We start from the raw sequence: 25,343 nt of genomic DNA on the forward strand, positions 1-25,343 counted from the left end.
ACGTCGTGAGCATGACGGTTCTTTTCCCGCCAAGTGGCCGGTTCCTTACGGTGGTTTCGGGTCGAGCGGCCGACGGCACGCGGCCTTTGAGGACCGGCCGACAGCGCGTGGCCTTCAGGGCCGTCTGCGCTTGTTCACGCGTGCGTGGCGGCGTCCAGCCTGTCCGCTGTTCACGCGCGCGTGGCGGTGTCCAGCCAGGCCGCGTCGATCTCCCCCTCGGCCACGATCACCGCCGGGCCGGTCATCTCGATCTCGCCGTCGGGCCGCTCGGTGATCACCAGGGTGCCGCCGGGGACGTCCACGGTGTAGGTCGCCGGGGTACCGGTGACCGCCGGGTCGGCACCGTCGCGGCGGGCGGTGGCCACGGCGACCGCGCACGCGCCCGTGCCGCACGAGCGGGTCTCGCCGGCGCCGCGCTCGTGCACGCGCAGCGCGACGTGCTGCGGGCCGCGGTCGACCACGAATTCGACGTTCACGCCGTCCGGGTAGGCGGCGGCCGGGCTGAAGGGCGGCGGGGAGAACAGGTCACCGGCGTGCGCGAGGTCGTCCACGAAGGCGACGGCGTGCGGGTTGCCCATGTTGACGTTCCGCGCGGGCCATCTGCGTTCGCCGACGCTCACGGTGACGTCGCCCTCGGGGAGCAGCGCCTTGCCCATGCCGACGGTGACGTCACCGTCCTTGGCGATGTGGACGGTTTTGACGCCTCCGCGCGTGGCGACCGTGATGTCCCCTTCGGTGACGTGTCCGGCGCGCTGGAGGTAGCGCGCGAAGACGCGCACGCCGTTGCCGCACATCTCGGCGATCGAGCCGTCGCCGTTGCGGTAGTCCATGAACCACTCGGCCTCGGCCGCCATGTCCTCGGCCTCGGGATGCGCCGCGGATCGCACCACGTGCAGCAGTCCGTCACCGCCGATGCCCGCGCGACGGTCACACAGGGTGGCGACGACGGCCGGGGGGAGGTCGACGGCGTTCTCGGGGTCCGGGACGATCACGAAGTCGTTCTCGGTGCCGTGGCCCTTGAGGAAGGGGATCCGCGTGCTCATGCCCTCGATCGTACGGGGCGCGGCGCGAGCGGGGCCGGGTACGGGTGCCGGGGTAGTCGGCCGTGAGGCCGTGCGCGGCATGGTGAGGCCTGACTCGCCACGCGGCGGAGCGACACGTTCGTCCTGCGGCGCGGCTGCGCTGCGCGTCGGGCTCGGGCGCGTATCGACGGCCCCGTGCCCCTGAACGAGGCGTGAGCCCTAGCGGAGTCTTGCCACGCGCCAGACCGCCAGCACTACCACCGCGGCCACCATCACCGCGTATGCCACGACGACCCGCCAGTCGGCTCTGCGGCCCGACCCCCTGGCCGGGAGGCCCGGCAAGGTGTAGCCGACCCGGCGGGCGGCCATCATGCCCCAGCCTGCCGCGCACGAGCAGATCAGCAGGCCGAGCATGGCGATGACGGCCCCGCTGTCGCCGAAGTCGAAGGCGAGCGGGAACGCGAACATCAGGGAGCCGACTGCCGCCAGACCCACGATGGGTGCGAGCTGCCATATGCGCAGGCGGCGCTGCGGGCGCAATTCGACCTCGACCTCGCCCGCGAACATCTCGTCGGGCTCCGGGCCGTCGTCCGTCACACCCGGTGTCTCGTCGGGCCCGTCGGAGCTGAGACGGTCCGTCTCCTGCTCCGGTCCGTCCCCGAGCCCCGGCTCATCCCGCTCGGCGGTGATGTGATCGGTGCTTTGTGCGGTGTCGCGAGGGCCGGCCTCCATCGCCACGCGCCCTCCCAACTAGGACTCAACTCGGTCGATCGAAGCTCGATGATGGCACGCCATCGAAGGACCGGATGACGGCCTGGGCGTCCCGATGCCAGGACGTGATCAGGCTGTAACCGGTCGTTCGACCAAAGACAGCGCGAGCTGCGGAAGTTCTGTGAGATCGGCCGCGGCCCCACTCAACCAGTGCACCCGGGGATCGCGCCTGAACCATGAATCCTGGCGGCGCGCGAAGCGCTTGGTGGCACGGACGGTCTCGGTCCGCGCGTCCTCGAGGGTGCACTCCCGGGCGAGCGCCGCGAGCACCTGCTGGTAGCCGAGCGCGCGCGAGGCCGTACGCCCTTCGCGCAACCCCTGCGCCTCCAGTGCGCGCACCTCGTCGACAAGGCCGGCGTCCCACATCCGGTCGACCCGGCGTGCGATGCGATCGTCCAGCTCGGGGCGGGCCACGTCGACACCGATCTGCAGAGTGTCGTACACCGAGTCATGGCCGGGGAGGTTGGCGGTGAAGGGACGGCCGGTGATCTCGATCACCTCCAGGGCGCGGACGACCCGGCGGCCGTTGCTCGGCAGGATCGCGCGAGCGGCCTCGGGGTCGGCGGCGCCCAGCCGGGCGTGCAGCGCGCCGGAGCCGCGCAGCGTGAGCTCCTCTTCCAGGCGGGCGCGGACCTCGGGGTCCGTGCCGGGGAACTCCAGGTTGTCGACGGCCCCGCGCACGTACAGTCCGGAGCCGCCGACCAGGATCGGCCAGCGGCCCTCAGTGAGCAGTGCGTCGATACGCTCGCGGGCCAGGCGCTGGTACTCGGCGACGGACGCCGTGGCGGTCACGTCCCAGATGTCCAGCAGGTGGTGCGGGACACCGTCGCGCTCTTCGGGCGTCAGCTTGGCGGTTCCGATGTCCATCCCTCGGTAGAGCTGCATGGAGTCGGCATTGACGACCTCGCCGCCGAGACGCTGGGCCAGGAAGACACCCAGATCGGACTTTCCGGCCGCGGTGGGACCGACGACGGCGATGACGCGGGGGGCGGGGGGTGCGCTGCTCACGGCCCCAGTCTCGCAAACCTCGAGCCCCGGTCTCGAACGAGTTACGTGACGCCACGGCCGCGGGGTCGTTGCCCGTTGCGAGGTTCCTGCCGCTGAATCGCAGAGGCGGTGGCCCGGGCCGCGCAAACCGACGCCCCGGGCGACGCGGGATTTCGCCCGCACGAGTAACGTATGGAGTGGATATGGGCGTTTTTGCACGACTTCTCCGGCGGTCGAAGGCCACAGCGGAGGCGCCTGCCGCCGACGCTCAGGCCGACACGGCGAAGGCCGGGTCCGAGGCGGAGGAGACGGCCGGGGCCGCGGAGACGAAGGGCACGGACGGGGCGACGGAAGCGGACAGGCCGGCTGACGAGGTCACCGCCGAGGCCACCGTGGAGGTCACCGGCACCGAGGGCGTCGACATCCCCAAGCAGCAGTCCACCGAGAAGGTGGCCGACAACGAGGCCGGTGAGGGCGCCCGTACGTGACCGCCCCGCGCGAGGGAAGGTGAACCATGGGTCTCCTGGACAACGTGAGGGCCAAGCTGGGCCCGGCCAAGGGCAAGGTCTCGGACCTCGCGCAGCGGCACGAGGACAAGATCCACCACGGCCTCGACAAGGCCGCGAGGGTCGTCGACAAGAGAACCAAGGGCAAGTACAGCGACAAGATCCAGTCGGGCACGGGCAAGGCCAAGGGCGCCATGGTCCGATTCGCGCACCAGGGCGACAGCGGACCGGCCGCGGGTGGCACGACACCGGGCGCTGGTGGCACGGCACCGGGCGCGGGGACCACGCCGCCGGAGACGGGCACCACGACACCGCCGCCGGGCGCGGGCACACCGCCGCACGCGACCGCGCCGAACGATGCGAGCCGCACCGTGCCGCCGCGGGATCCGGGCGCCACCACGCCGCCGGACGACGCGCCACCGCCCACTTCCTGACACGCACCGGCGCACTGAGCTGACTGAACTGAAGGGCACATCGGCGGACGGCCGCGGAGCACTCCGGCTCCCCGCCGTCCGCCGTTCCCGTGTCCTGCCGCCCGCTCTACGACCAGCTGGCGACGATGTATCCCACGCCGTACGGGGCATCCTCGTACCGCAGTGCACCGCCGAGGCCGGCGCCCTCGGCCGCGCCCGCCAGGACCTGCCAGGGGGCCCGGCCGGAAGCCTTCAACTCGTGCGCCAGCACGGTGTCGAGCGAGGTGAGAGCGGCCATGTCCGCCGCGCCGAGCGCACGCGCGGCCTCCGCGTCGAAGGGCGCCGCCCGTTCGTCCAGATAGCCCGGCGCCTTGAGCGTCCGGCACGCGCTGGCGTCACCCATCACCAGCAGCGCCACTCGGTCGGCCCCCGCGGCGACGTCCCTGCCCGTCTCGGCACACCGCTGGGGCGCGAGCCGCTCCCCCACGCCGAGTCCCTCGACCGGGGCACCGGACCACCCGGTCCGCTCCAGCAGCCAGGCGGCCACGGTGAGCGAGTACGGCAACCGGCGGTCAGTGTCCCCGTAGCCGTCCCCGTTGCGGTACCCGGCCGGTCCCAGCCGTACGTCGAGATCGACGCCGAAGCCCCGGAACGAACCCCGCGTGCCCTCCGGGTACGTCTCCGGCCCGGTGCCCTCCGCCGGACCGACGACCACGAGCCGGTCGGGCCGGGCGGCGGCGAGCACGCCCAGCGCGTCCGTGCAGGCGGCCCGCGCGGTGTCCAGCTCCGGAGCGGCCCCCGCGGCGACCTCGGGAACCAGCAGGGGCGGGCAGGGACAGACAGCGGCGGCGACAAGCATGATCGGCAGGGTAACTCCGGACCGTACGGACGGCGGGAGGCGGGCGTCCCCACGGGCAGTCATCCCGGACTGTCTCGGGCAGCCGTCCCGCACGGACTCGGACGGTCATCCCGCGTGGACGTGGACGGACAGGCGAGTGCGGATCCGTCCCGAGGACCGGCCGTCCCCGGCACCGGCTCCCCGCCGTCACCTCACGGATCAGTCGCAGCCGCACCCGCTCGCCGCGACCGGCAGCGGCTCCGGGGCGCCGATCTTCGGCAGTCCCAGCATCACACCGACGGGCTTGGCCTGCTCAGCCGCGGTCCGCTTCTCCCAGGCGTCGCCCGCGCGCGTACGGCGCACAGCCAGCGCCGGGCCCTCGGCGAGGAGGTGGTGCGGGGCGGCGTAGGTGATCTCTACCGTGACCACGTCGCCGGGGCGGACCTCCTGGTCCGGCTTGGTGAAGTGGACGAGGCGGTTGTCGGGGGCGCGGCCGGACAGGCGGTGGGTGGTGTCGTCCTTGCGGCCCTCGCCCTCGGCGACCATCAGCTCCAGCGTGCGGCCGACCTGCTTCTTGTTCTCCTCCCAGGAGATCTCCTCCTGGAGGGCGACCAGACGCTCGTAGCGCTCCTGGACGACCTTCTTGGGGATCTGGCCGTCCATCTCGGCGGCCGGGGTGCCGGGGCGCTTGGAGTACTGGAAGGTGAAGGCCTGGGCGAAACGGGCCTCGCGCACCACGTGCAGCGTCTGCTCGAAGTCCTCCTCGGTCTCGCCGGGGAAGCCCACGATGATGTCGGTGCTGATCGCCGCGTGCGGGATGGCGGCACGGACCTTCTCGATGATCCCCAGGAAGCGCTCCTGGCGGTAGGAGCGGCGCATCGCTTTCAGAACGGGGTCGGAGCCGGACTGCAGCGGCATGTGCAGCTGCGGCATCACGCTCGGCGTCTCGGCCATGGCGGCGATGACGTCGTCGGTGAAGTCGCGCGGGTGCGGGGAGGTGAAGCGGACGCGCTCCAGGCCGTCGATCTTCCCGCAGGCGCGCAGCAGCTTGCTGAAGGCCTCGCGGTCGCCGATGTCGGATCCGTAGGCGTTGACGTTCTGTCCGAGGAGCGTGACCTCGGAGACGCCCTCGGCGACCAGGGCCTCGATCTCGGCGAGGATGTCGCCGGGGCGGCGGTCCTTCTCCTTGCCGCGCAGGGCCGGGACAATGCAGAAGGTGCAGGTGTTGTTGCAGCCGACGGAGATGGAGACCCACGCCGCGTACGCGCTCTCGCGGCGCGTCGGCAGCGTCGAGGGGAACTCCTCCAGGGACTCGGCGATCTCGACCTGCGCCTCCTCCTGCACGCGGGCGCGCTCCAGAAGGACCGGCAGCTTGCCGATGTTGTGCGTACCGAAGACGACGTCCACCCAGGGCGCCTTCTTCACGATGGTGTCGCGGTCCTTCTGCGCGAGACAGCCGCCGACCGCGATCTGCATGCCCGGGCGGGCGGCCTTCTTCGGCGCGAGGTGGCCGAGGTTTCCGTACAGCTTGTTGTCGGCGTTCTCCCGCACGGCGCAGGTGTTGAAGACGACGACGTCGGCCCCGTCGGCGCTCTCGGAGGCGCGGACGTAGCCCGCGTCCTCCAGCAGTCCGGCCAATCGCTCGGAGTCGTGGACGTTCATCTGGCACCCGTAGGTGCGTACCTCATACGTGCGCGTGCCGCCCACTGACTGGCTCCGGTCGATGCTGCTCATGGGGACAAGGGTAGGCGGTCGGCGAACGTGGCTCGGCCGCCTGTGGACAACCCGGGCCGAGGGCTCACGGCTCGATCGGGCCGGCCCGGATCGCGTACCGGGTCGGCTCCGGGCGGTCGCGCATGCCGAGCCTCCACAGGAGGTTGGCGCGGTGGCGTTGGGCGGGCTTGGCGCCGATGAAGTTGGGCGGGCTTGGCGCCCATGAAGAGGAGTTCGCCGATCTCCCTGGAGCTGCACCCCTCGGCGACCGGCTTGAGGTCGCCTCCTCGCGTTCGGTGACGGCCAGGTCGAGGGGCTGTCTCCCGGGCCCGTGCGCCGGCCTCGGCGACGGTGCCGAGGCCGGCCCGGTTCCCCGCCGAGGATGAGGCGGACTCCACGGCGTACGAGGGTGTGGCCATCTGCGAACAGGGCGAGCGTCTCGCCCGCCAGGATGGGGGTGGACACGGTGTCCGGGCCGAGCAGCAACGCGGTGGCCACGACCCGACCGGCGGCGTTGAATGAGAAGATTCGCCAGAACGAGGACACGTTCCTGGGTCAGGTCCGCCCCTTCCGGCCCTCGCGCAGGACACAGCCCCTTCCACCCTGTCCGGCGACCGGCCGTGGCGTATCTCCGTTGTCCGTCACGACACTCATGTCGTCACCGTTCGGCAGGATGGCAGCATGCGGAGTTGACCGATCCGATGATCGAAACCGTTCACCAGACCGACAAGACCAAACCGACAAGAGCAATACGCCATGACGAACACGACGGCCAAGGGGAAGCAACGTGTCAGCTCCGCGCCTGAGGGCAACACCGCTGCCGGGTATCGGGGTCCAGTACGACCTGGAGACCCGGGAACACCGCCATCTGTCGGTGGTGGCGCACCGCGACGGCACGCGCACGGTGAATGTGTACCGGGCCGACGACCCGGACTCCTGTGCGCAGTCCCTGCGGCTGACCAGCTCGGAGGCGGGGTCGCTGATCGACGCGCTGAAGCCGTCCCACCACAGCCCCAGCCTGCTGTACACCACGGACCTGGGGCTGGTCGCCGAGCGGGTCGAGGTGGCCGCGACCTCGCGCTGGAACGGGCGGGTGCTGGGCGACACGCGGATGCGGACGGACACGGGTGCCTCGGTGGTGGCGGTGTTGCGGCGGGCCGAGGCCATTCCGTCGCCGGCGCCGGACTTCCGGCTGGCGGGCGGTGACACGCTGATCGTCGTCGGGACGCGTGAGGGCGTCGACGCGGCCGCGACGATACTCGAGCGGGAGTGAGCCGGTGCACTCCGCGGTCCTGCTGATCGAGTTCGGTTCCATCATCCTCGGCCTCGGCCTGCTCGGCCGGTTCGCCGGCCGGTTCCGGCTGTCGCCGATACCGCTGTACCTCCTGGCCGGTCTGGCGTTCGGCGAGGGCGGTCTGCTGCCGCTGGGCGCGAGCGAGGAGTTCGTCGCCACGGGCGCCGAGATCGGCGTCATCCTGCTCCTGCTGATGCTGGGCCTGGAATACACGGCGAGCGATCTGGTCTCCAACCTCAAGACGCACTACCCGTCCGGTCTGGTCGACTGCGCGCTCAACGCGCTGCCGGGAGCCGCGGTGGCGTTGCTCCTCGGCTGGGGGCCGGTGGCCGCCGTGGTCCTGGCCGGTGTCACCTGGATCTCGTCGTCGGGCGTGATCGCGAAGGTGCTGGGCGACCTGGGCCGGGTAGGCAACCGTGAGACCCCGGTGATCCTCAGTGTGCTCGTGCTGGAGGACCTGGCGATGGCGATGTACCTGCCGATCGTCACGGCGCTGGTGGCGGGGGCCGGGCTGCTCGCAGGCAGTCTGACCCTGGCGATCGCGCTGGGCGCGGCGGGGCTCGTGCTGTTCCTGGCCCTGCGCTACGGCAGGGTCATCTCCCGGTTCGTCTCCAGTGACGACCCGGAGAAGCTGCTGCTGGTCGTGCTGGGCCTGACGATCCTGGTCGCGGGTATCGCGCAGCAGTTGCAGGTCTCCGCGGCGGTGGGGGCCTTCCTGGTGGGCATCGCGCTGTCCGGGGAGGTGGCGGAGGGCGCGCACACACTGCTGAGCCCCCTGCGCGACCTGTTCGCGGCGGTCTTCTTCGTCTTCTTCGGGCTGCACACCGACCCGTCGAGCATCCCGCCCGTGCTGCTGCCCGCCCTCGGGCTGGCCGTCGTCACCGCCCTGACGAAGATCGCCACCGGCTACTGGGCGGCGCGGCGGGCCGGGATCTCCGTCAAGGGCCGCTGGCGGGCGGGTGGTGCGCTGGTCGCCCGCGGCGAGTTCTCGATCGTCATCGCGGGCCTCGCCGTCGCGGCCGGCGTCGAACCGTCCCTCGGCCCTCTGGCCACCGCCTACGTCCTGATCCTGGTCGTCCTGGGCCCGCTCACCGCGCGCTACACCGAGCCGGTGGCGACCTGGTGGACCCGGCGTCGCGAGCCCCTCCGCCCGGAGCCCGCGCCCCGGCCCACGGAAGCCGAGGCCCCGGTCGCCGACTGAGCAGCGGGCGAGGGGAGCCGGACGTCGGTCACCCGCTGAGCAGCGGGCGACGATAGCCGGGGCTTCGGTCACCGACCGGCGCAACCGACGCGGAAACGAGGCCCCGGCCGCCGACCGAAGCAGCCAGGGACGGACGCCGGGGCTCCGTTCGCCGCCCCCGAAGCAGACCCACGGTGGAAACCGAGGCCCCGGCTGCCGGCGAGCGGCCGGTGGCGAAACTCAATGCCCCGGCCGCCGGCCGAACAGCCGACGGCGGGGCCCCAGTCACCGACCGAGGCCGCGGTGCCGGGCGGGCCCGGGTCAGTCGCCCCGGCCCGGCACCCACCCCTGCCTGCGCAGCACCCCCGGCACATCCGGCGCCTCGTAGTGCTCGCCCTTGAGGACCTTGCCGTCCTCGCGTCGGGCGACGGTGCCGTCCGGGCCGAGCTTGGTCATGTTGGAGCGGTGGATCTCGGCCAGGACCGCGTCGAGGTCGATGCCGTGGACCAGGGCCGTGCCGTAGGCGACGTAGACCACGTCGGCCAGTTCGTGGGCGAGCCGGTCGAGTGGGCCCCGCACCGACACCTCGGCGACCTCGGCGGCCTCCTCCGCGAGGAGTTCGCCCCGGTGGGCGGCGAGTTGCGGCGGGACCTGCGTCGGTGTGCTGCGGGCGTCCAGGCCGAAGGCAAGGTGGAATTCACGGACCAGGTCAGCGGGCGACGAGCTCATGGGGGCGACTGTAACGGCCGCCACTGACACTCCTGTCCGCCCCGGCGATGCCCCTTCCCCTGGTCAGAGGGGCACGGTGGCTGGCAGGATCTCGCGCATGTCCCAGAAGATCCCCCGTATCGGCAGGCAGCGGACCCTGACGGGCGGCACCGCCGCCCTCGTGGTCCTCGGCCTGCTGCTGTGGTGGCTGCGCCCCTGGGCCGATGAGCCGCCGAGCGGGACGATCACGTTCAGCACGGGCACGCGCGCGGGGGTCTACCACGAGTACGGCGAACTCCTGCGGGCCGAGCTCCGCAGGGACATGCCCGATCTGAAAGTGCGGTTGCTGACCAGTGCCGGTTCGCAGGAGAACCTCGCTGAGGTGGCGACCGGCAAGTCCGACTTCGCGATCGCCGCGGCCGACGCGGTCGCCACGTACAAGCTCGACAACAGCGCGGGCGCCGACCGGCTGCGCGGCGTCGCACGCCTGTACGACGACTACGTCCAGCTCGTCGTGCCGCCGGACTCGGACATCCGCTCCGTCGCGGACCTGCGGGGCAAGCGGGTGGCCATAGGGCTGCCGAACTCCGGCGTGCGGCTGATAGCGAACGGCGTGCTGAAGGCGGCCGGCATCGACCCGGAGAAGGACATCGAGCCGTCGTCGGACGGCATCGACACCGGGCCCAAGCGGCTCGGGCACGGCCTCGACGCGTTCTTCTGGTCCGGCGGACTGCCCACGGACGGACTGAGCCGGCTGGCGAAGATGTCGGCGCCGGCCTTCCGGTTCGTGCCGATCGACGCCACGCTCGTGGCCAAGCTGCATGACCAGGGCGGTGCCACGCGCTACTACCGCGCCACGAAGATGCCGGAGTCGGCCTACCCCACCATCCAGCGCGGTGACCCGGTGCCGACCCTGGCCGTGTCGAACCTGCTGATCACGCGCAGCGACATGGATCCGCGGCTCACCAGGTGGCTGACCCGTACGGTGCTCGACAGCCGGGACGGCATCGGCGCGACCGTGCACTCCGCCCAGCTGGTCGACGTCCGCACGGCGATCTACACCGACCCGCTCCAGCTGCACGTCGGCGCCCAGCGGTACTACCAGTCGGTCAAGCCGTAGGACCCGACCTGGGCAAGCGCACCGTCACCCGCAGCCCGTGCGGCTCGTGATGGTCGTACACGATCGAACCGCCGCCCGCCGCGAGCAGCGCCCGTGAGATGGACAGTCCGAGGCCCGATCCCTTGATGTTCTGGTGACGGCCGCTGCGCCAGAAACGGTCGCCGACGCGGGCCAGCTCCTCGTCGGTGAGACCGGGGCCGCGGTCGGTGACGACGACGGTGGAGGTGTCGCCGTGGAAGGCGACGGTGACCTCGACCGTCTGGCCCTCGGGCGTGAACTTCACCGCGTTGTCGATGACCGCGTCCAGCGCGCTGGAGAGTGCGACCGGGTCGGCCCACGCGGTCGTCGGCGGGCAGTCGCCCACGAGGCATACGCCCTTGGCCTCGGCGGTCGGGGCCCAGGCCGCGAGGCGTTCGGCGGCGAGTTCGCCGATGTCGGTGATCCGCAGATCCGCCTCGGTGTGCTCGGCCAGCGCCAGGTCGAGCAGATCGTCCAGGACCCGCGCGAGGCGCTTGCCCTCGGCCTGGACCGAGGCGATCTCCTTGTTGCCCTCGGGCAGTTCGAAGGAGAGCAGCTCGATGCGCAGCAGCAGCGCCGCGAGGGGGTTGCGCAGCTGGTGCGAGGCATCGGCGACGAAGGCGCGCTGCTGCTCCAGCACGTCCTCGACGTTGTCCGCCATCTCGTTGAACGACCGGGCCAGGCGACGGAGTTCCGGCGGCCCGCCGGCCGCGGCGACCCGGGACTTGAGCCGCCCGGTGGCGATGTCGTGGGTGGTGGCGTCCAGGACCCGTACGGGCTTGAGCACCCAGCCGGTCAGCCGCAGGGCGGCACCGACGGCCAGCAGCATCGCGGCGGACTCACCCGCGCCTATGACCAGCCAGCCGTGCAGCGTGCGCGAGCGCATCTGCCCGGTGGGCGAGTCGGTGACGACGACCGCGACGACATCGCCGTCCCGGATGACCGGCGAGGCGACCACGAGGTTGCGGCGCTGCCAGGGCCACACCTGCTTAGGGTCGTGGCTGCGGCGGCTCAGCAGGGCCTCGTCGAAGGCGTCCCTGACCTCGCCCTCCGACGGCAGGGACCACTTGGCCGGTGCGTGGGCCATGGCGCTGCCGCCGCGGTAGAAGACGCCGGACCGGATGCCGTAGACCTCGTAGTAGCTGCGCAGTTCGCTGCTGAGGGTGGCCAGGCGCTCGTTCTCGAACGCGCTGGTGGTCTCGTCGGGCGAGTCGGTGACGAACTGGGCGAGGGCCGCGAAGCGTGCCGTGTCGTCGATCCGGTCGACGACGACCTTCTGCTGCTGCGCGCCGGCGAGGCTGACGGCGAGCGGGATGCCGAGCGCGAGGAGCACGGCCGCCATCAGGACGATGAGCAGCGGGAGCAGACGAGTGCGCACCCGGCCCCGCTATCCGGCAGGCGCGACGAGCCGGTAGCCGACCCCGCGTACGGTCTCGATGAGGGCGGGCATGCGCAGCTTGGCGCGCAGCGACGCGACGTGCACCTCGAGCGTGCGCCCGGTCCCCTCCCAGCTGGTCCGCCACACCTCGCTGATGATCTGCTCCCGGCGGAAGACCACCCCGGGCCGCTGGGCGAGCAGGGCCAGCAGGTCGAACTCCTTGCGGGTCAGCTGGATCACCGAGCCGTCCACACTGACCCGGCGCGTGGGCAGCTCGATGTGCACGGGCCCGAGCCGCAGTTCGGTCTCGATGCCGCTGGAGGTGTCCTCGTGGGAGGTGCGCCGGCTCACGGCGTGGATGCGGGCGAGCAGCTCCCCCGTGTCGTAGGGCTTCACCACGTAGTCGTCGGCGCCGAGGTTGAGGCCGTGGATGCGGGAGCGCACGTCGGAACGCGCCGTGACCATGATCACCGGGGTGCTGGTGCGTTTGCGGATCTTGCCGCAGACCTCGTATCCGTCCTGGTCGGGCAGGCCGAGGTCGAGGAGGACAACCCCGAAGCAGTCGCTCTCGGGAACGAGCGCCTGGAGGGCCTCCTCACCGCTGCGCGCATGCGTGACGTCGAACCCGTGCCGCGCCAGAACCGCCGACAGGGCGGCGGCGACGTGGTTGTCGTCCTCGACGAGCAGCAGTCTCACCCGGGCCCCCTTCGGTCCACTGGCCGTACGCTCTAGGTGTGTACAAAAAGGCGTGCACGCGCGCGCGTGCACCTTGTGCAGTCACGCTGATGGATGAGGACGGCGTCAAGAGGGTTCCGGTTGCGGAGCGCTTCCGTTACCCGGCTGGTATGAGCGCTGCTCACAAGTACTACGACACGTGTCCGATTGCTACCGGATCGTGATGCTCAGATTCCCCTCAGATGTAATGACGCAGGTCGTAGAGGGTCACTACTGTCCTCCGAAACCGAGGAGGACGGAGCCTGAGAGCGATGACCGAAGTATCGGTGGCCAAGGAAGATGTGGCCGCGACCGGAGAACTGGTCGTCCTGAAGAGCGTCAACAAGCACTTCGGCGCGTTGCACGTACTCCAGGACATCGACCTGACGATCGCCCGCGGCGAAGTCGTCGTGGTCATCGGGCCCTCCGGGTCCGGCAAGTCCACCCTGTGCCGCACCATCAACCGCCTGGAGACCATCGACTCCGGCACGATCGAGATCGACGGCAAGCCGCTGCCCGCCGAGGGCAGGGCGCTGGCCCGACTGCGGGCCGACGTCGGGATGGTCTTCCAGTCCTTCAACCTCTTCGCGCACAAGACCGTGCTCGAGAACGTGATGCTCGGCCAGATCAAGGTCCGCAAGAAGGACAAGAAGGCGGCCGAGGACCGGGCCCGTGCCCTGCTTGACCGGGTCGGCGTGGCCGCGCAGGCCGAGAAGTACCCGGCACAGCTCTCCGGAGGCCAGCAGCAGCGCGTCGCCATCGCACGGGCGCTGGCCATGGAGCCGAAGGTCATGCTCTTCGACGAGCCGACCTCCGCGCTCGACCCCGAGATGATCAACGAGGTGCTGGAGGTCATGCAGCAGCTCGCCCGCGACGGCATGACCATGATCGTCGTCACCCATGAGATGGGTTTCGCACGATCAGCCGCAAACCGCGTGGTGTTCATGGCAGACGGCCGAATCGTCGAGGAGGCTGCGCCCGACCAGTTCTTCAGCAATCCGCGCAGCGACCGTGCCAAGGACTTCCTGTCGAAGATCCTGCACCACTGAGGCGCGTGTCGCCCCTGCGACGACCCGCGTCACCCGAAACGACGGTTTTCTCTTCACGGCAAAGGAATGTTCACCATGAAGCTTCGCAAGGTCTCCGCAGCGGCCGCCACCGCTCTCGTGCTCGCCCTGACCGCCACCGCCTGCGGTGGCGACGACGGCGGTGACTCCAACGGCTCCGGATCCGGAGGCGGCGACAAGATCAAGATCGGCATCAAGTACGACCAGCCCGGTCTGGGCCTGAAGGAGCCCGACGGTTCCTTCTCCGGCTTCGACGTGGACGTGGCGACGTACGTGGCCAAGGAACTGGGCTACGAGCCCAACCAGATCGAGTGGGTCGAGACCAAGAGCGCCGACCGTGAGAACGCGCTGGCCCGCGGCGACGTGAAGATGATCGCGGCCACGTACTCGATCACCGACGAGCGCAAGGAGAAGGTCGACTTCGCCGGTCCGTATCTGCTGGCCCACCAGGACCTGCTGGTGAAGCAGGACTCGGACATCACCGAAGCTACGGACCTGAACGACAAGAAGCTGTGCTCGGTCGTCGGATCGACTTCGGCGCAGAACGTCAAGAACGACTTCGCACCGAAGGCCCAGCTGAGTGAGCGCGGCGGTTACTCGGAGTGCCTCTCCGCTCTGCAGAGCGGCGCCGTGGACGCGCTGACCACCGATGACTCGATCCTCGCCGGATACGCCGCGCAGGACCAGTACAAAGGCCAGTTCAAGCTCGCCGGCCTGAAGCTGAGCAACGAGAACTACGGCGTCGGTGTCAAGAAGGGCGACACCGAGACTTTGAACAAGATCAACGACGCCCTCGAGAAGATGGTCAGCGACGGTTCGTGGGAGAAGGCCGTCAAGGAGAACTTCGGACCGGCGAACTACAAGAACGAGCCCGCCCCGAAGATCGGCCAGATCGTCCAGTAACGCGGGACTCCGCCGACGCAGGATCCTCGCAGCCGATGCGGGGATCCGCAGGCGCGCCGCCGTCACTTCTTTGACGACGGCGCGCCACGTCCGCCACCTACGCCACACACCCGGAAGCGCGGGAGATCGTGTTCGACTTTCTTTCAGACTATGACGACCCGTCCCTGCTGGGCGCTTTCTGGGTCACAGTTCAGCTCACCGTCTTCTCGGCCATCGGTTCCCTGGTTTGGGGAACCCTCCTGGCGGCCATGCGGGTCAGCCCGGTGCCGCTGATGCGCGGTTTCGGCACTGCCTACGTGAACATCGTCCGAAACATTCCTCTGACCGTCATCATCGTCTTCACGTCGCTCGGCCTCGCCGACATCTTCGGTGTCACGATGGGCGCGCCCGATGACTTCGAGCTCAAGTACTTCCGACTGGCTGTACTCGGTCTCGTCGCCTACACCGCCGCCTTCGTCTGCGAGGCGATCCGCTCCGGCATCAACACCGTGCCCGTCGGGCAGGCTGAGGCGGCACGGGCCATCGGGCTCAGCTTCAGCCAGGTCCTAAGGCTCGTCGTACTGCCGCAGGCGTTCCGCTCCGTCATCGGACCGCTGGCCAATGTGCTCATCGCGCTGACCAAGAACACAACCGTGGCGGCCACAATCGGCGTGGCGGAGGCGGCCCTCCTGATGAAGGAAATGATCGAGAACGAGGCACAGACGCTGCTCATCGGCGCGGTCTTCGCCTTCGGTTTCGTGGTATTGACCCTGCCCACTGGCCTCTTCCTCGGTTGGCTGAGCAAGCGACTGGCGGTAAAGCGATGACGTCCGTTCTCTACGATGCCCCGGGCCCGAAGGCCAAGCTGCGCAACGTACTCTTCTCGGTGCTTTTCTTCGTCCTGCTCGCCCTCCTGCTGTGGTGGATCTGGCAGACGATGGACGACAAGGGCCAGCTCGAGTGGTCCCTCTGGAAACCGTTCACCACCTCCGAAGCCTGGACGACCTACCTGCTCCCGGGCCTGGCAGACACCCTGAAGGCCGCGGCCCTCGCCATGGTCATCGCCCTCCCGCTGGGCGCAGTCCTCGGCATCGCCCGCATGTCCGATCACCGCTGGGTGCGCGTCCCGGTCGGCGCGGTGGTCGAGTTCTTCCGGGCCATCCCGGTGCTGCTGCTGATGCTGTTCGCCAACGAGTTCTACGTCCGCTCCACCGGCATCCCCAGCGGCGAGCGGCCCCTCTACGCGGTCGTCACCGGCCTGGTGCTCTACAACGCCTCGGTCCTCGCCGAGATCGTACGCGCCGGCATCCTGTCCCTGCCCAAGGGACAGTCGGAGGCCGCCATGGCGATCGGCCTGCGCAAGAGTCAGACGATGTCGAGCATCCTGCTCCCGCAGGCCGTCACCGCCATGCTGCCCGCAATCGTCAGCCAGCTGGTCGTCATCGTGAAGGACACCGCGCTGGGCGGCGTGATGCTCGGGTTCACCGAACTGCTCAACACGCGCAGCACACTCGCGGCCAACTACGCGAACGTCATCCCCAGCTTCATCGTCGTGGCGGTCATCTTCATCATCCTGAACTTCATCCTCACGTCCTTCGCCTCCTGGCTGGAGGGCAGGCTGCGCCGCAGCAAGCGCGGCACGGGTGCTGTTCTCGGTGCCGACAAGGTCGACGACGTGAACGCGGCCGAGGTGGGCGGCACCTACGGCACCGGTGCCGGCGGCTCGATCTGACGGCCCGAACAACCGCTACGACTGTGGCCCGCCGGGGTTCCGGCGGGCCACAGTCGTGTCGAGCCCTGAGCCATTCGGCCCCGGCCGACCCTGACACCCCCTCAAGTGACGAGCGTGTCGTCCGGCTACCCTTGGTGCGGCGGCATGATCGCCACCAGCCGCCGGTCACTTGACGCAAGCACCGGCAATGGGTTGCATACGTTCTGTGATCGTGCACCCTGCTCCGACTTCCTGTTCACCTACGTCTCTCAGGACATCACCGCGGGCAGGGGGCGCCGCGCCGTGGACCCGGTGATCATCGTCGGAGCGGGACCCGTCGGGCTCACGCTCGCCCTGGCGCTGGCGCGGCAGGAGGTGCCCTGCGTCGTTCTCGACGAGGGCCCGGGCAAGGACGAACCCCGTGCGGCGCGCACCGTCGTCCTGCGCGAGGACACCGCCGCCCTCGTGGAACGGCTCTCGGGCGTGCCCCTGGCCCGGGCCGGTGCCCACTGGGCCGGATGGCGGTCGATGCGGCGCAAGCAGGTGATGCGCGAGATCGTTTTCGACGGCACCGAGCCCGCTCCCCTGCACATCGCCCAGCACGTCCTGACCGACGCCCTGCGCGCCGCCCTCGCCGGGGAACGGCTCGTCAAGGTTGCGGTGGAGAGCCGGCTCGACGGCATCGAGCAGGAGTCCTCGGGTGTCACGGCCCACACGCGCGGCCCCAAGGGCACCTGGTGGCGAGGCAGTTACCTCGTCGGCTGCGACGGCCCACGCTCGACCGTGCGCAAGCTCCAGGACATCCGCTTCCCGGGCCGTACGGCGGTGGAACGTCACGCCGTCGCCGCACTGCGTACGGAACTGCCCTGGCACGACGAAGCGTTGCTGCACCGCATGCCGCCCTGGCGCATGTCGGGCCCCTCGGCCGGCGAGGTCACCGCGCGACCGCTGCCGGACGGCGTCTGGCGCCTGGACTGGCTCCTGCCGCCCGGCAAGGACCTGGTCACTCCCGAACTGCTGCTGGCCCGCATCCGGGAGACCCTGGCCGGCTGGGCGGGTGGCTCCACCCCGCCCTATGAGCTGCTGGACACCGGCGTCCACACGGTCCACCACCGTCTGGCCCGCCGCTGGCGCGCCGAGCGCGTGTTCCTCGCCGGGGACGCGGCCCACCTCCTGGGCGCGCTGGGCACGCACGGTCTGGACGAGGGCCTCAGGGACGCCGACAACCTCGCCTGGAAACTGGCCCTGGCCTGGCACCACGGGCCGCACGAGGCGCTCCTCGACAGTTACCAGACCGAACGCAGGGCGATCGTCGCCGCCCGGCTCCGCGCCGCCGACCAGGCGCTGCCGCTGCTGCGCGGCGGCGGAGGCCTGCGTTCCTACGTCCCCGGCTCGTCCCGGGGCCATGACTCGCTCCTCACGGACGGTCACTTGGGGCAGGGCCAGCTGGGCGCTCCGGGGGCGTACGCCGATTCGCCGCTCGCACCCCAGCACCTCGAAGGGCAGACCCCGGTCGACACACCGCCCGGCGCGCCGGTCACCGATGTCCGGGTCACCGCGGAGGACGGGACGTTCGTACGGCTGCGGGACCGGCTCGGCCGGGGCACGCTGCTCGTGGTGCTGATCGCGCCGGGCACGGGCGTATGGGAGCGGAAGCACTGGGCCAGGGCCGGCATCATGCCCCAGCTCGCGGCGGCCGTCACGGCGTTGCCGCACCCCGCCGAACTGTTGGTCGCCGAGAGCTATCCGGGCGCTGCCGCGCACACGGTGCTCCTGGTGCGCCCCGACGGGCACCTCGTCACCGCGCTGAGCGGAGTGCGCCCGGCCGACCTGTACGCGGCGGCGGAGGCGACGGTGGGCGGACCGGTGAAAGCGCAGGCCGAGGCGGGTGCTTCGGCCGGCTCACACTGACGTCGACACCCAGGTGACGTGCTCACTGTCACGGTGCGTCCGCAGGGTGACAGTGAGGTGACCGGCCTGGACGGTCACTGGACGGTCATGGGATCGAACCGCGCGACGCGAGTCCCGACACCAGCTGGGGCTGCACCGGGCCACGGATCTGGTCGGGGGTTCCAGGCCTGGCGGGGAGCGGGGCTTCCCGTCCGGCCGAGCTGACGGCGGATCGGACTTCCGCCTCAGAACCCCTCGTCCGGCAGAGACTCCGTGTCCTCTCCTTCCTCCTCCAACGCCTGCCGCACCACGCGCAGGGCCATCCCCTCGGGGTAGCCCTTGCGGGCGAGCATGCCCGCGAGACGGCGGAGGCGTTTGTCGCGGTCGAGGCCGCGAGTGGAACGGAGCTTGCGCGCGACGAGTTCACGGGCGGTCGCCTCCTCCTGATCGGAGTCGAGCTGGGAGACGGCCTCGTCGATCAGCGTGGAGTCGACGCCCTTGGTCCGCAGCTCCCGGGCCAGGGCACGACGGGCCAGGCCTCTGCCGTGGTGGCGGGACTCGACCCATGCCTCCGCGAAGGCACTGTCGTTGATGAGTCCGACCTCTTCGAACCGCGACAGCACCTCTTCCGCGGCGTCGTCCGGGATCTGCCGCTTGCGCAGGGCGTCGGCCAGCTGCTTGCGGGTCCGCGGGGTCCCGGTGAGCAGGCGCAGGCAGATCGCCCGAGCCTGCTCGACCGGGTCCCCTGGAGGCGCCTCCTGCTCGGCCCTCGACGAGGAGAGGGCACCTCCGTCCTCGGCGTCAGCCGCCTCCCCGAAACCGCGTCGGCGGCGTCCACGCCGACCGCTCGGGCCGCCGCCACGCGCCCCGGCCCGGGGTGAGCCGCCCTCGTGTGGCTGGTCGCCCCCGAACGGCACCTCTCCCTCCCCGAACGGCTCCCCCCTGTGCTCGTCCGCCCCGTCCACGGCCGAGCCCGTTTCGCTTCCGGTGCCCCTCCCCCGTGGGGCACCGGAAGCGGCGTACTCGTACTCCGCCCAGTCGGTTCGTCGTGTCACGGGTCAGCTCTTGGCTGCGGCGGCCTTGGACTTGGCGGTCTTGGCCGGTGCCGGGGCGGGGACGGCCGGTGCCGCGTCGGCCGGTGCGGAGGCAGCGGCGTCCGTGCCCGCCTCGGCGGCCGGCTTCTCGGGACGCACACCGACGCCCAGCTTCTCCTTGATCTTCTTCTCGATCTCGTTGGCCAGGTCGGGGTTGTCCTTCAGGAAGTTGCGCGCGTTCTCCTTGCCCTGGCCAAGCTGGTCGCCCTCGTACGTGTACCAGGCGCCGGCCTTGCGGACGAAGCCGTGTTCCACGCCCATGTCGATCAGGCCGCCCTCGCGGCTGATGCCCTGGCCGTAGAGGATGTCGAACTCGGCCTGCTTGAAGGGCGGCGCGACCTTGTTCTTGACGACCTTGCAGCGGGTGCGGTTGCCGACCGCGTCCGTGCCGTCCTTCAGGGTCTCGATGCGGCGGATGTCGATGCGCACCGAGGCGTAGAACTTCAGCGCCCGGCCACCGGTCGTGGTCTCCGGGGAGCCGAACATCACGCCGATCTTCTCGCGGAGCTGGTTGATGAAGATCGCGGTGGTCTTGGACTGGTTGAGCGCACTGGTGATCTTCCGCAGGGCCTGGCTCATCAGGCGGGCCTGCAGACCCACGTGGCTGTCGCCCATCTCGCCCTCGATCTCCGCCCGCGGGACGAGCGCGGCGACGGAGTCGATGACGATGAGGTCGAGGGCGCCGGAGCGGACCAGCATGTCCACGATCTCCAGGGCCTGCTCGCCGTTGTCCGGCTGGGAGAGGATGAGGTTGTCGATGTCGACGCCGAGCTTCTTCGCGTACTCGGGGTCGAGGGCGTGCTCCGCGTCGACGAAGGCGACCTGGCCTCCGGCCTTCTGCGCGTTCGCCACCGCGTGCAGGGTCAGGGTGGTCTTACCGGAGGACTCCGGTCCGTAGATCTCCACGACGCGGCCGCGCGGCAGGCCGCCCACACCGAGCGCCACGTCCAGGGCGGTGGAGCCGGTCGGGATGACCTCGATGGGCTCGTTGGTCCGGTCGCCCATGCGCATGACCGCGCCCTTGCCGAATTGTCGTTCAATCTGCGCGAGCGCGGCATCCAGAGCCTTCTCGCGGTCGGTTCCTGCCATGGGTTCCACCCGATTTGCTTGAGTCGATCGCTTCACGTCAAAGACGCTAACGCCTGCCACTGACAATGCGCCCCGACGCACGTCCGGCCTGTGGATAACTCGGGCACCTCTCCATCCAAACTATGTCGAAACGCCCGCCGTTGAGCCTCGCCGGCACCTCAATCAGAATGGATGTTCGATTTTCGTGTCAAGCGCACCACGCGGCACTTCCGGATCATCCCCTCCCCGGACTGTCATGCCGGACGGCAGGACGACGGAGCCGCACCGCCCGGGACGACAGGGGATCTGGACGGTCGAACCGCGGCGGTCCGGATGCCGTGGGCCGCCCGGCGGGGCACGTCCCCGGGTCTTCGGCGGGTGTCCCTCAAGCCCCGCACAGCCAGAACCGGCGGGCGCCCCTCAGGGGGAGCCCTCCCCGGAGCCCACGCCCCCGGGCCGCTCCGCCCCCGGCCGCTGTTCCGCCCACAGCCCCCTCGCGCGCGTGAGCAGGCCCGGCCCCTCGCCCCGCCGCCAGTAGGGCCCCTCGCCCCGCCGCCGGTGGCCGTGCACGCGAGGATCGTCCGTGACGTCGTAGCGCTTCACGTACGCCCCCAGGAAGGCCTGCAGCGTGGCGATGGCGGGGATGGCGATCAGCGCGCCCACGGCGCCGAGAAGTGCGGCGCCGGCGATGACCGAGCCGAAGGCGACAGCGGGGTGGATGTCGACGGTCTTGGAGGTCAGCTTGGGCTGCAGCACGTAGTTCTCGAACTGCTGGTAGATCACGACGAAGATCAGCACCCACAGCGCGTACCAGGGATCCACCGTGAACGCGATCAGCATGGGCAGTGCACCCGCGAGATACGTGCCGATGGTGGGGATGAACTGCGACACCAGGCCCACCCACACGGCGAGCACGGGCGCGTAGGGCACGTCCAGGAACTGCAGCAGCACGAAGTGGGCTATGCCGGAGATCAGCGCCATCAGGCCGCGCGAGTAGATGTAGCCGCCGGTCTTGTTCACGGCGATCTCCCACGCGCGCAGCACCTCCGCCTGGCGCGCGGGCGGCAGGAGGGAGCAGATCGTGCGCCGCAGCCGCGGGCCGTCCGCGGCGAAGTAGAACGAGAACAGCGCGATCGTCAGCAACTGGAAGATGCCGCCGATGACCTGGGCGGACACGTCCAGGACGCCCGTGGCGCTGTTCTGGACGTAGGTGCGCAGCCAGTCGGAACGGAGCAGACCCTCCTGTATGTCGACGCGCTTCAGGTCCGTCTTGAAGTGGGCGTTGACCCAGCTGATGACGGAGTCGAGGTAGGCCGGGAATTCCTCGACCATCTTGATGATCTGGCCCGCGAGCATGGATCCGAGCAATGTGACGAAGCCCGCCGTCACGATCACCACACCGATGAAGACGACGAACGCGGCGAACCCCCTGCGCATGCCGCGCGAGGCCATCCAGCTCACCGCGGGTTCTATGGCCAGCGCCAGGAAGAACGCGATGAGGACGTTGATCAGCAGGCCGGTGAGCTGGTGGAAGGCCCAGCTGCCCAGCTGGAACGCCGCGACGAGGGCGAGCGCGAGCACCATGGCGCGCGGCAGCCAGCGCGGCATGCGGCCGTTCGGCCCGGCCCCGTCGGCCAAGGGCCGCACGGGCGGCGTCGTACCGGGCGCGGAGGACTGCCGGGCTGCCTGCCCGGTCTCGTCAGTGGATGCCACGGACCAAGTCTCGCCCACCCCGCCGACAGCCGTCCGCCCGGCTGGGGTCTTCGTGACCGGTCAGCGATCCCGGGGGCCGGCCGGCCGCGGTGTCAGCGCCTCTCCCGGGGCACGCCCATCACCGAGCAGACCACCTGCCAGACGTCCTTGGCGTCCCACCCGGAGTCGAGCGCCTCGTTCACCGTGCGCCCGCCGAGCTCCGACATCACGTGGTCGCGCGCGAAGGTGTCGGCGTAGCCCGGACCGAAGTGCTCCGCCATCCGCTGCCAGAAGACCGTCAACCGCATGCCACCAGTATCCCGCCCCTGCGGGTGGCCCTGAGCCGGGACCGCTTGTCGGCGCCGCGTTCCGCCCTACGGTCTGACCCATGGCCGAAACAGGAGCTTCCACACTCCCCCCGACGCCCCCGCCGCCCAGCCCCGTCACGCGCGCGGAGCGCTTCGTCTGGCTCACCGCGCGCGTGCTCGAGCAGCGCCTCTTCGCCCACCACTTCCGGGGCGGCGCCGCCGACCCGGTGGAGACCGCCCTGGACGCCTACCGCAACGAGGACGGTGGGTACGGCCACGCGCTCGAGCCCGATCTGCGCGGCCCGGTCAGCCAGCCGCTGCACACCGCCCACGCCCTGAGCGTCCTGGACGCGGTCGGACGCTGTGCCGGCCAGCGCGTGGAACGCATGTGCCGCTACCTGACGTCCGCCTCGACGGCGGACGGCGCTCTCCCGGCGATCCACCCGAGCCAGCGCGGCTACCCCACGGCACCCTTCGTGCCGGTGGTGGACGACCCGCCCAGTGAGCTCCTGGCCACCGGGCCGGTGGTCGGACTCCTGCACCGCAACGAGGTGTGGCACGCGTGGCTCTTCAGAGCCACGGACTTCTGCTGGCAGGCGGTCGAGTCCCTGGAGAAGTCGCACCCCTACGAGATCGAGGCCGCCCTGGCCTTCCTGGACTCCGCCCCCGATCGCCCGCGCGCGAAGGCCGCCGCCGACCGCCTGGGCCGCCTGGTCCGCGAACACCGCCTGGCGGCCCTGGACCCCGACGACCTGGACGCGTACCCGGTCTCCCCCGGCTATGCCCCGGGCGAGCACCACTTCCCGTACGACTACGCGAGGACTCCGCGCTCCCTCGCGCGCGCGTGGTTCACGGACGAGGAGATGGCCCGCTCCCTGGACCATCTCGCGGCGCAGCAGCGGGAGGACGGCGGCTGGCCCGTCCGGTGGCGGCACTGGGCGCCGGCTCCGGCCCTGGAGGCCCGCCCGGTCGTGACGATCCAGGCCCTGCGCACACTCAGTGCGTACGGCCGCGGCATCGACTGATCAGGCCCCCATGGCCCGCACCCCCGCGGTCACCACCACCGCCGCGGCCACGACGAGCAGGAACGGCGCACGCAGCAGCAGCGCCACGGCGGCAGCCCCCAGCCCCGCGGCCCGGGCGTCCAGGACCAGCGTCTGCCCGTCGGCGAAGGTCTGCTGGGCCGTGAGGGCGGCGAGCAGCGCGACGGGCAGCAGCGCGGCAAGCCGCTTGACGACGGGCCGCTCCAGGGCCCCCGCGGGCACCAGCAGCCCGGCCAGCTTGACGGCGTAGCACCCGAGTACGGTCACACCGATCGCGATCCAGACGTTCATCGCTCATCCCCCTGTCCCCTGCGGCGGCCGTCCGCCCACAGCACGACCGGCGCCGCCAGCGCGGCCAGCAGCACCGGCACCCCGGCGGGCAGCACGGGCAGCAGCCCGAGTCCCAGCAGCACGGCGAGCCCGGCGACGGCCCGCTCGGTGCCGGTCCTCAGCATCGGCGCGAGCAGCGCCAGGAACACCGCGGGGCCCGCGGCGTCCAGTCCCCACGCGTCGGTGTCCCCGAGGGCCTCGGCGCCCAGGGCACCGAGCAGCGTGGTGAGGTTCCACAGGACGTACAGGCTCAGTCCGGTCACCAGGAACCCGAGCCGCGCGGCACGCCGCGTGGGCTGTGCGAGCGCCACGGCGGCGGTCTCGTCGATCACCCACTGGGCGGCGAACGGCCGTACCGCACGCGGGAGGGCCAGCACCTGCGACAGCCGCAACCCGTAGAAGGCGTTACGCACGCCCAGGAAGAAGGCTCCGGCGGCGGCCGTGAACGGACCGCCCCCGGCGGCGAGGGCCCCCACCAGGGCGAACTGGGACGCCCCGGTGAACACCAGAAGACTGAGCGCACACGTCTGCAACAGCGTGAGCCCGCTGCCCGCCGACGTGACTCCGAAGGCGAACCCGGAAAGCCCGACGGCCACCCCCACGCCCAGGGAGTCCCGCACGACGGCCCGGTCCGCTTTCCCGCCTGTTCCTGCATCTTTGAGAGCTGTCGGATCTGCCACGCACCGAAACCTAAGGCGGGCCGCTACCGCAGATCTTGTACGTTCTTGCGCTCCCGCTGGTACGCCCCCGGAGGCACGCCCACCATCCGGCTGAAGTGCCGGTTGAGGTGCGGCTGGTCGGTGAACCCGACGGCCACGGCAACCTCCGAGGGAGCCGTCCCCGCGTCCAGCAGGTGCCGTGCCCGGCGCACCCGCGCATCAGTGAGCCACGCGTGCGGAGGCATCCCGTAGGTGCCCCGGAAGGCCCGCAGCAAGGCGAACGGACTGGTCCCGAGATCGGCCGCCAGCCGCTCCAGGCTCGGCGGCCGCGCCATCCGCTCCTCCAGCACCCCACGCGCGCGTGCCGCGACCCGGGCCCCGGCCGTGCGCACCTCACGCCGCGGCATGGGGCCACCGTTCAACCGCAGCAGCCGGGTCACGGCGACCCGCAGCAGCGTGTCGGCGGCCAGCGCATTGCCCTCGTCTGCGGCCCGCAGCACCTGGTGCACCAGCCGGACGGCGTACGGATCAGCGACGACCGGGCTGACGAACCCCGGCGTCCCCCGAAGAGCGGTGGTCTCCGCGGCTATCTCGGCGACCACGTCCACCGACGGATACACGGCCCCGTAGCGCCACCCCTCGGGCACGCCGGCCCGGCCGGTGTGCGGCGTGTCCGGATTCACCAGCGCGAGAGCTCCGGCCCCCGCGTACTGATCACCCCCACCGTGGTGGAAGACCTCCACCCCGTCGGCGATGGCGGCGATCACGAAGTTCTCGTGCGTGTGCCGCACGAACGTCTTCCGCACATACCGGGCCCGCAGCAGATCCACCCCGGGCAGCTCGTCGTACTGCCAGTGCCGCGCTCGCTCGCTCATACGACCATTGTCCGGCCCCGGCCGACCGCGAAACGGCAGGTGAGGACACGGCGGCCGCCCGT

At 70.9% G+C, this 25,343-nt stretch carries 25 protein-coding genes and 2 pseudogenes; 11 read left to right on the forward strand and 16 right to left on the reverse strand.

Annotated features, from left to right (window positions below):
* Positions 1-170: 170 nt before the first annotated feature.
* The 3 genes from dapF to miaA form a co-directional block, all read right to left on the reverse strand.
* On the reverse strand, positions 171-1,043 hold the full coding sequence (gene dapF / locus ACZ5TL_RS32535) for a diaminopimelate epimerase (RefSeq protein WP_468594336.1): 873 nt from the start codon (positions 1,041-1,043) through the stop codon (positions 171-173).
* Positions 1,044-1,241: 198 nt separating this feature from the next.
* Positions 1,242-1,754: a hypothetical protein gene (locus ACZ5TL_RS32540; protein ID WP_468594392.1), complete on the reverse strand. Its 513-nt coding sequence runs from the start codon at positions 1,752-1,754 to the stop codon at positions 1,242-1,244.
* A 108-nt stretch (positions 1,755-1,862) separates the two neighbouring features.
* Positions 1,863-2,801: a tRNA (adenosine(37)-N6)-dimethylallyltransferase MiaA gene (gene miaA, locus ACZ5TL_RS32545; protein WP_468594337.1), complete on the reverse strand. Its 939-nt coding sequence runs from the start codon at positions 2,799-2,801 to the stop codon at positions 1,863-1,865.
* Between the two features lie 182 nt (positions 2,802-2,983).
* On the opposite strand from miaA, the gene ACZ5TL_RS32550 reads away from it, so the two are divergent.
* Together ACZ5TL_RS32550 and ACZ5TL_RS32555 are read left to right on the forward strand one after the other, a co-directional pair.
* Complete coding sequence (locus ACZ5TL_RS32550; protein WP_468594338.1) at positions 2,984-3,268, forward strand: hypothetical protein; 285 nt, start codon at positions 2,984-2,986, stop codon at positions 3,266-3,268.
* A gap of 26 nt (positions 3,269-3,294) precedes the next feature.
* Positions 3,295-3,720: an antitoxin gene (locus tag ACZ5TL_RS32555; protein WP_468594340.1), complete on the forward strand. Its 426-nt coding sequence runs from the start codon at positions 3,295-3,297 to the stop codon at positions 3,718-3,720.
* A 106-nt stretch (positions 3,721-3,826) separates the two neighbouring features.
* Here the strand turns inward: ACZ5TL_RS32555 and ACZ5TL_RS32560 are convergent, their stop codons facing one another.
* From ACZ5TL_RS32560 to ACZ5TL_RS32570, 3 genes and pseudogenes are all read right to left on the reverse strand, one after another.
* Positions 3,827-4,558: a class III extradiol dioxygenase subunit B-like domain-containing protein gene (locus ACZ5TL_RS32560; RefSeq protein ID WP_468594341.1), complete on the reverse strand. Its 732-nt coding sequence runs from the start codon at positions 4,556-4,558 to the stop codon at positions 3,827-3,829.
* 198 nt (positions 4,559-4,756) lie between these two features.
* A complete protein-coding gene (miaB, locus tag ACZ5TL_RS32565) occupies positions 4,757-6,271 on the reverse strand; it encodes a tRNA (N6-isopentenyl adenosine(37)-C2)-methylthiotransferase MiaB (RefSeq protein WP_468594343.1) in 1,515 nt (504 codons plus the stop codon).
* A gap of 64 nt (positions 6,272-6,335) precedes the next feature.
* Positions 6,336-6,551, reverse strand: a pseudogene (locus tag ACZ5TL_RS32570) (hypothetical protein); the annotation flags it as partial.
* 486 nt (positions 6,552-7,037) lie between these two features.
* Here ACZ5TL_RS32570 and ACZ5TL_RS32575 point away from each other — a divergent pair.
* Positions 7,038-7,523: a cation:proton antiporter regulatory subunit gene (locus ACZ5TL_RS32575; RefSeq protein ID WP_468594344.1), complete on the forward strand. Its 486-nt coding sequence runs from the start codon at positions 7,038-7,040 to the stop codon at positions 7,521-7,523.
* 4 nt (positions 7,524-7,527) lie between these two features.
* Entirely contained in the window at positions 7,528-8,745 is a 1,218-nt protein-coding gene (locus ACZ5TL_RS32580) for a cation:proton antiporter (RefSeq protein WP_468594346.1), read from the forward strand.
* Between the two features lie 300 nt (positions 8,746-9,045).
* Here ACZ5TL_RS32580 and ACZ5TL_RS32585 read toward each other — a convergent pair whose 3' ends face one another.
* Positions 9,046-9,453, reverse strand: a complete 408-nt coding sequence (locus ACZ5TL_RS32585; RefSeq protein WP_468594348.1) for a pyrophosphohydrolase domain-containing protein — start codon at positions 9,451-9,453, stop codon at positions 9,046-9,048.
* Positions 9,454-9,550: 97 nt separating this feature from the next.
* On the opposite strand from ACZ5TL_RS32585, the gene ACZ5TL_RS32590 reads away from it, so the two are divergent.
* Positions 9,551-10,552: a TAXI family TRAP transporter solute-binding subunit gene (locus tag ACZ5TL_RS32590; RefSeq protein WP_468594349.1), complete on the forward strand. Its 1,002-nt coding sequence runs from the start codon at positions 9,551-9,553 to the stop codon at positions 10,550-10,552.
* Here the strand turns inward: ACZ5TL_RS32590 and ACZ5TL_RS32595 are convergent.
* Positions 10,542-11,948, reverse strand: a complete 1,407-nt coding sequence (locus tag ACZ5TL_RS32595; RefSeq protein WP_468594351.1) for a sensor histidine kinase — start codon at positions 11,946-11,948, stop codon at positions 10,542-10,544. The two genes, ACZ5TL_RS32590 and ACZ5TL_RS32595, sit on opposite strands and share 11 nt — an antisense overlap.
* 9 nt (positions 11,949-11,957) lie before the next feature.
* Positions 11,958-12,644, reverse strand: coding sequence for a response regulator transcription factor (locus tag ACZ5TL_RS32600; protein WP_306930534.1), 687 nt, complete (start codon positions 12,642-12,644; stop codon positions 11,958-11,960).
* Positions 12,645-12,934: 290 nt separating this feature from the next.
* Between ACZ5TL_RS32600 and ACZ5TL_RS32605 the strand changes: the two genes are divergently transcribed.
* From ACZ5TL_RS32605 to ACZ5TL_RS32625, 5 genes are all read left to right on the forward strand, one after another.
* Complete coding sequence (locus ACZ5TL_RS32605; protein WP_468594353.1) at positions 12,935-13,711, forward strand: amino acid ABC transporter ATP-binding protein; 777 nt, start codon at positions 12,935-12,937, stop codon at positions 13,709-13,711.
* A gap of 75 nt (positions 13,712-13,786) precedes the next feature.
* Positions 13,787-14,632: a glutamate ABC transporter substrate-binding protein gene (locus ACZ5TL_RS32610; protein ID WP_468594354.1), complete on the forward strand. Its 846-nt coding sequence runs from the start codon at positions 13,787-13,789 to the stop codon at positions 14,630-14,632.
* Between the two features lie 128 nt (positions 14,633-14,760).
* Positions 14,761-15,438 carry an amino acid ABC transporter permease gene (locus tag ACZ5TL_RS32615; RefSeq protein ID WP_468594356.1) on the forward strand — a complete coding sequence of 226 codons (678 nt, stop codon included), beginning with the start codon at positions 14,761-14,763 and terminating at the stop codon, positions 15,436-15,438.
* On the forward strand, positions 15,435-16,343 hold the full coding sequence (locus ACZ5TL_RS32620; RefSeq protein ID WP_468594357.1) for an amino acid ABC transporter permease: 909 nt from the start codon (positions 15,435-15,437) through the stop codon (positions 16,341-16,343). The genes ACZ5TL_RS32615 and ACZ5TL_RS32620 overlap by 4 nt, the downstream gene beginning before the upstream one ends.
* Before the next feature lie 282 nt (positions 16,344-16,625).
* Entirely contained in the window at positions 16,626-18,233 is a 1,608-nt protein-coding gene (locus ACZ5TL_RS32625; protein WP_468594394.1) for an FAD-dependent monooxygenase, read from the forward strand.
* A gap of 224 nt (positions 18,234-18,457) precedes the next feature.
* On the opposite strand, the gene recX is transcribed toward ACZ5TL_RS32625, so the two are convergent.
* The 4 genes from recX to ACZ5TL_RS32645 all read right to left on the reverse strand — a co-directional run bounded on the left by recX (position 18,458) and on the right by ACZ5TL_RS32645 (position 22,374).
* Positions 18,458-19,267: a recombination regulator RecX gene (recX, locus tag ACZ5TL_RS32630; RefSeq protein ID WP_468594358.1), complete on the reverse strand. Its 810-nt coding sequence runs from the start codon at positions 19,265-19,267 to the stop codon at positions 18,458-18,460.
* Between the two features lie 3 nt (positions 19,268-19,270).
* A complete protein-coding gene (gene recA / locus ACZ5TL_RS32635) occupies positions 19,271-20,395 on the reverse strand; it encodes a recombinase RecA (protein WP_468594359.1) in 1,125 nt (374 codons plus the stop codon).
* A gap of 399 nt (positions 20,396-20,794) precedes the next feature.
* On the reverse strand, positions 20,795-22,087 hold the full coding sequence (locus ACZ5TL_RS32640; RefSeq protein WP_468594361.1) for an AI-2E family transporter: 1,293 nt from the start codon (positions 22,085-22,087) through the stop codon (positions 20,795-20,797).
* Positions 22,088-22,179: 92 nt separating this feature from the next.
* Positions 22,180-22,374, reverse strand: coding sequence for a DUF3046 domain-containing protein (locus tag ACZ5TL_RS32645; RefSeq protein WP_468594362.1), 195 nt, complete (start codon positions 22,372-22,374; stop codon positions 22,180-22,182).
* 80 nt (positions 22,375-22,454) lie between these two features.
* Here ACZ5TL_RS32645 and ACZ5TL_RS32650 point away from each other — a divergent pair, with 80 nt between their 5' ends.
* Positions 22,455-23,399: a hypothetical protein gene (locus ACZ5TL_RS32650; RefSeq protein WP_468594364.1), complete on the forward strand. Its 945-nt coding sequence runs from the start codon at positions 22,455-22,457 to the stop codon at positions 23,397-23,399.
* Here the strand turns inward: ACZ5TL_RS32650 and ACZ5TL_RS32655 are convergent, their stop codons facing one another.
* The 3 genes and pseudogenes from ACZ5TL_RS32655 to ACZ5TL_RS32665 all read right to left on the reverse strand — a co-directional run.
* Complete coding sequence (locus ACZ5TL_RS32655) at positions 23,400-23,708, reverse strand: AzlD domain-containing protein (protein ID WP_468594365.1); 309 nt, start codon at positions 23,706-23,708, stop codon at positions 23,400-23,402.
* A complete protein-coding gene (locus tag ACZ5TL_RS32660; RefSeq protein ID WP_468594366.1) occupies positions 23,705-24,427 on the reverse strand; it encodes an AzlC family ABC transporter permease in 723 nt (240 codons plus the stop codon). Before ACZ5TL_RS32660 ends, ACZ5TL_RS32655 begins: the two co-directional genes overlap by 4 nt.
* Positions 24,428-24,453: 26 nt before the next feature.
* Positions 24,454-25,281: pseudogene (locus ACZ5TL_RS32665) on the reverse strand (AraC family transcriptional regulator); the annotation flags it as partial.
* Positions 25,282-25,343 lie beyond the last annotated feature (62 nt).

This window comes from Streptomyces sp. NPDC033136 (assembly GCF_055578235.1).